Source organism: bacterium (assembly GCA_035945995.1).
Classification (GTDB): domain Bacteria; phylum Sysuimicrobiota; class Sysuimicrobiia; order Sysuimicrobiales; family Segetimicrobiaceae; genus DASSJF01.
Genome location: DASYZR010000024.1, coordinates 1 through 5,003, shown reverse-complemented (window position 1 = coordinate 5,003; position 5,003 = coordinate 1). Strand labels below are relative to the sequence as shown.

The 5,003-nt window shown below is 62.7% G+C and carries 6 protein-coding genes and 2 tRNA genes; 2 read left to right on the top strand and 6 right to left on the bottom strand.

What is annotated here, in order from left to right; all coding sequences use genetic code 11:
• Positions 1 to 18: 18 nt before the first annotated feature.
• Together VGZ23_02325 and VGZ23_02320 are read right to left on the bottom strand one after the other, a co-directional pair.
• Positions 19 to 480 (bottom strand): hypothetical protein, encoded by a 462-nt coding sequence (locus VGZ23_02325; GenBank protein HEV2356435.1) that lies wholly within the window; start codon positions 478 to 480, stop codon positions 19 to 21.
• A gap of 84 nt (positions 481 to 564) precedes the next feature.
• A tRNA-Cys gene (locus VGZ23_02320) sits at positions 565 to 649 on the bottom strand.
• Positions 650 to 854: 205 nt separating this feature from the next.
• Between VGZ23_02320 and VGZ23_02315 the strand changes: the two genes are divergently transcribed.
• On the top strand, positions 855 to 1,019 hold the full coding sequence (locus VGZ23_02315; GenBank protein ID HEV2356434.1) for a hypothetical protein: 165 nt from the start codon (positions 855 to 857) through the stop codon (positions 1,017 to 1,019).
• Positions 1,020 to 1,113: 94 nt separating this feature from the next.
• Here the strand turns inward: VGZ23_02315 and VGZ23_02310 are convergent, their stop codons facing one another.
• The 4 genes from VGZ23_02310 to VGZ23_02295 form a co-directional block, all read right to left on the bottom strand.
• Positions 1,114 to 1,611 (bottom strand): hypothetical protein, encoded by a 498-nt coding sequence (locus VGZ23_02310; GenBank protein ID HEV2356433.1) that lies wholly within the window; start codon positions 1,609 to 1,611, stop codon positions 1,114 to 1,116.
• Positions 1,612 to 1,629: 18 nt separating this feature from the next.
• On the bottom strand, positions 1,630 to 1,764 hold the full coding sequence (locus tag VGZ23_02305) for a hypothetical protein (GenBank protein HEV2356432.1): 135 nt from the start codon (positions 1,762 to 1,764) through the stop codon (positions 1,630 to 1,632).
• A gap of 85 nt (positions 1,765 to 1,849) precedes the next feature.
• Positions 1,850 to 3,808, bottom strand: coding sequence for a hypothetical protein (locus tag VGZ23_02300; GenBank protein ID HEV2356431.1), 1,959 nt, complete (start codon positions 3,806 to 3,808; stop codon positions 1,850 to 1,852).
• Between the two features lie 716 nt (positions 3,809 to 4,524).
• Positions 4,525 to 4,600: transfer RNA gene (locus tag VGZ23_02295), tRNA-Arg, on the bottom strand.
• A 134-nt stretch (positions 4,601 to 4,734) separates the two neighbouring features.
• Between VGZ23_02295 and VGZ23_02290 the strand changes: the two genes are divergently transcribed.
• On the top strand, positions 4,735 to 5,003 hold a 269-nt coding region (locus VGZ23_02290), incomplete at its 3' end, for an archease (GenBank protein ID HEV2356430.1).

Below are 5,003 nucleotides of genomic sequence, written 5' to 3'. Positions count from 1 at the left end.
AAAAATCTGAGGCACAGTTCAACTCGCGGCCGCAGACGGGATAGCGGACGCCGTCGACGAATGTTTCGGCGGCACCCGGAGGTAGAATAGACCCCGGTCCACCTTCACGAACGTCGAGTGACCGTTCTTGCTGTTGCGCTTCAGAACGGTCGACACGATGTTGTACACGCCCTTGGCCTCGCGGTCGCTCGCGATCTGGCCGCTCTCGTGGGCGTGCTGCGCGATAGCCCTCACGCTCATAGGACGCCCAGCGCCCTTCAGAATCTCCGCGATCACCAGCGCGTTATGCCCCGGCTGTCGATGGGGAACGACGCGCGAATGGTCGTGCGGCGACTTCTCCATCGCTTGGAGATCGACGAGCGTTTTCTCAAGAATCTCCCGTTCTTTTTGGATGCGCCGGATGTGGGCGTGCGCCGTCCGCTCTTCCGCGCGTAGCACCGAGAGCCGTTGCCTGATGGTCTGCTGCATCATCTTGTCCATGTCGAACCTCTGTTTGTGCGTCGTGTTTGCCGGTATTCGGAACGCTTGACACCTGAACGCGTCATTGCCGTATGCTGTACAAGGAGGCGGCGGTGGGATTGGAACCCACGAAGCCCGAGCGGGCAGGCCGTTGCAGGCGACCTTCCTTTGTCCGCTTGGATACGCCGCCACCTCCGAAAACTCCATAGCAGTGCGGAGGGGGCGGGTTTCGAACCCGCAAGGCCCCGTGAGAGGCCGACGGTTTTGAAGACCGCTCGGCTTGCCAATGCCAACCCCTCCGGTACGACCCACGCAGGACAGGCGACCCGGCCAAGGAGAGCCTGTCCTGTTGGCTGTCAGTATAACATCGTCCGGACGATTACGGGAGGGATGATATGAAGCCAGCGCCGCCGCCGAAGGTGCCGGGCTCGACGCCGTGGGAACGGATGGACAGCGCCGTTCGCATGGTCCTGAGCGTGCCGAAGGAGGCCGTTCTGAAGGAAGAGGCCCGGCTCAAGAAACTGCGGGCCAGGAAACGGGCGAAGAAGCGCGGGCACTGACTAACCTGTCGTCTGGCTTGCCCCGGACGAATCCACGAAGCCTGTGATTTGTCATCTATATTGTTGCCCAAATTTGCCAGAGGGTATGCGGAGCTCAGCGACCAGTCCTTGGCGGAATGGTGACCAAAAGACGGACACGGGGATCCGTCAAGAGCGCCTCGTACGGTCCGCCGGCGCTCAGATTGTCCTGGTCGAACGCGGCTTCAATGAGCGCGACGTTAAACGCGATATTCGGAAGCGCGGCCTGGGCGCCGTTCGGGCTGGCGATGAATTTCGACAATGCCGAGCAGACGACGCGGCAGCCGAAGCTGTGGCCGATCAGGTGCACTCGGGTCAGCCGCGGGTCAACGGTAGATCGAAGAATTGCATAGCCGCCGTTGCTGCCGACGTCATCGGCCCGTTCGCGCATCGTGTAGTAGCTCGACGCCTGGAGATAGTTGAGCGGGGAACCCGAGTCCTCCGTGAGCACAGAAGGCCAATGGAGTCCGGCCGAGATGAACGTCTCCACCTCTTTCTGCGCAAGGGCACGGGTCGTGGCATCCGTTCCGAATGCCCGGTCGAGGCCGGCTGTGAAGCGATCATAATCGATCATCGCGGCGTTCGCGTTCGTCTACCACCCGTGGGAAAAGAAGAACAGGTCAGAGATTCGCTCCGCCGCCGCGGAGGCGTCCGCCAGGGCCTGGACGAGGCTCGTATCCGTGAAGGGACCCTGCTCGTTCAACGGAATCAGAAGAAACGTTGACATGGCCAATCCCCCGTCTCGGCGCCATCGTGTATGGCACCTTAGATGACCGCGCGCGCCAGCCCGTTGTCAAAGCCCAGTCCGGCCCTCAACGGCTTCGCACCAGTCCGGTGACCCCGGCCACGAACATCGTGGCAAAAAACCAGCCCAGCAGGAGGTGTACCCACAAGTACGCCTGCACGACTCGCCCTGCGATCCGGCGCCAGTCACGCGGTATCTGGATCTTGAGGAACGTCGCATCGCAAAAACGGTCGAATACCAATCCGTCACTGCGCGCGGGGGAGACGCTCGCCGCATCGAGACTTGGCGTCCAGCGTCCCTTTTGACCGAGGTCAATCAACGGCAGGGACGTGTCGAGCGAGTAGATTGCCGCGCAAAAAGACTGATAGTTCGGAATCGTCCGCCCAAGCCTCTCAAAATCGGCATAGGCGTCCTTGTCGGACGGCACGATGATCCCCGCCTGGAAGGCCCAGCCGAAGACAACGAAGCCGAGGACGACAAGACCGGTAAGCCACGAAACGGCACGCCACGGCAGATATCCATAGCCAACGGTCGCTCCCAATAGGTGAAGTCCGGCTCGTCTCCACGCGGACGGCGTGGAATATTGCCGATCGTGCTCCATGCCAATCAGAATCTCGCGCGCCTCCGCCTCGTTCCCCTGCTCACGGAGCACTTTGGCCAGTTGCTCGTACGGCTGCGGTCGAAACCTTCGGTCGCCGCCGGATCTCGTGAGGGTGAGCCGCAGCCATTCCTGACGATCTCGCGCATCCGTCGAGCCAACGATGTGCTCGTACACGAACCCGTCCAGATCAAGATGTCCGGCGCACGGCCAACTCGAGGCGGTATCGGCAAGGATGCCGGCCGAAGCTCCTACCAACTCGACATTCGCGCACTGTTCGGGTGTCGCGCCGCGCGTTGTCACGTTACAGAAGGAGAACCTGCCCCGTACGATGGTTCGGTTGGCGGTGATTCTGGCATGAACAAGATTCGCCGTGTCGAGGGTCAGATTGCCCCCTACCTCTGCCCCGGTAAGACCCACGACGCCCGTGGCGCAGAAGCGGTTGTCAAGGAGAACATCGCCGCCTACCGTGACTCCGTCGGCACGCAAGGCATCCGGATTCTCGGTCGAATGCGCGAAGGTCCCGCCGGAGCACTCTAGATTGGCGCCGATCGACGCCCCGGACAGACGTACTGCGCCTTGGGCGCGAAAACCCTCGTCGAGAAACACACTGCCGCCGACCTTGGCGCGCTGCGCACCGAGCGCACCCCCTTTGGGCCTTTCGAACGCGCCGCCGGAGCAGTATAGGCTGCCGCGAATATCCGCCCCGGGGACGCGCACTGTTCCGCTGGCCCGAAACCCCGCGTCGAAGAACACGTCGCCCCGAACCGTTGCCCCGTCCGCGCTCAGCGCATCGCCGTCGGGATTGTTGAAGACACCGCCCGAGCAGAGGAGCTGACCGCCGACGCTGGCCCCGAGCAAGCGAACCTCGCCCGCGGCGCTCATGCCGGCGTCAAAAAAGATGTCTCCGTGCACAGTCGCGCCGTCGAGGCTCAACGCCCAGCCCGTGTCGTTTTCAAAGGCTGCGTTCGAACAGTACAGGCCGCCACCGATGCTTGCGCCCAACAGGCGCACGGTTCCTTTGGAGCGAAAGCCGTCGTCGAGCATGATGTCTCCACGAACCGTCGCACCATCGACGACCAAGGCGTCTCCAGTAGGGTTGTCGAAGGTAGCGTCGGTGCACGTCAAGCTGCCTCTGATGTCTGCCCCGATCGCCCGCACCTCGCTACAGGCGTGGAAATGGCGCGCGAGCGAGATGGCCCCGGCGATTGTCACCGAATCCGCGATGATCGCGTGGGTGCGGCTCCCATCCAGACTGAGGTCCGATAACCGCGCTCCGCTCAGATCGATCGGGTCGGAGAACGAGCAATTGCGAAACCGAAGGGGAAATGGCACAGTAACGAACGACAAATCGAGTTTTCCGCTGATCACCGCTGCGGAAATCCGTATCCCTCGCGGGTCGACGGCGCGTTGAGCCTCGGCGCTCACGCACATCCACCGGATCACGTCGGACCTTAGGGTGCGCCCAACCCATGCGCCGGCGTCTTTTGGATTGTTGTTAGGATCGTCCCAGTTCGCGGGGTCCGGACTTGGACTGTACTCCGCGACTTCCCCTCGGAGCGCGTGCCGGATTAGATTGATCTCCGCATCGCTCAAAACAGAGAAGCTCGCACGGGCGGATTCTTCCAGCCCCTGAGACCCCGGGCCGTCCACGCCGCGCGGCAGGTGGTCTCGAGAGGGTTCACCGGCGACCAAGGTCTGTGACTATCTTGCGGCAGTCGTCGCCGGCCGAAAGCGGCAGCTCTTGCCATCTCGATCGCCGCCGTAGGCCCACCCGAGAGCTGCCGAAGCCTCCGATGACTTCACCTGAATCCACAACTGTCTTCTGTTGAAAGGACCCTGTACGTCGCGAGTGTCGGCAACCACGATCTGTCCGTCGTGTGCGAGGCACTCCATCCCGCCCCCCCCGAATTCGCGCACGGCAATCCTGCCCCTTCAAACAGCGCGCCGCATTCACGCCCTTCTTACTACTTGCAGCCGGACCCGGCTGTGAAATGATTCACAGATCGCGCAAAAACGATCAAACATGTGGCGGGAGAAGCCAACGGTAGTTGAGAGTCCCTTGGCAATTCCGCGGGAAACAGGGAAAGGAGGATTGATAGAGACATTCTGCACGCAAATTGCAGCGCGTGTGCTGCGCAAATTGGCGGGCCCGGAGGGAATCGAACCCCCGACCAGGGGCTTAGGAGTCCCCTGCTCTATCCACTGAGCTACGGGCCCGCTGGAACCCCATCATACACCCGAACTTGCCGCGCGTTCAAACCGGCCCCGACCCAGGCCGAACCGCCGGCCGTAGAGCAGGCGCCGGGAAAAGATCGCGAGGAACCCGAAAAGCCGCCTCGAGGCCGGCGACGATGCATCCCTTTGAGACGTTCGAGCACACCGCGGACATCGGGCTGGCGGCGCGAGGCGACACGCTCGAAGAGGTGTTTGTGAACGCCGCGATGGGACTCGTCGACCTGATCGTCGACCCTGCCGGGCGGCGCGAAGACACGCGCCTGGACGTGTCCGTGTCCGCCGTCGACCGTGAGGCCCTCCTTGTGGCGTGGCTGAATGAGCTGCTCTACCTGCTGGACACCCGCGGCTTCCTGCCGCGGCGGTGCCGCATCGAACGAATCGGCGA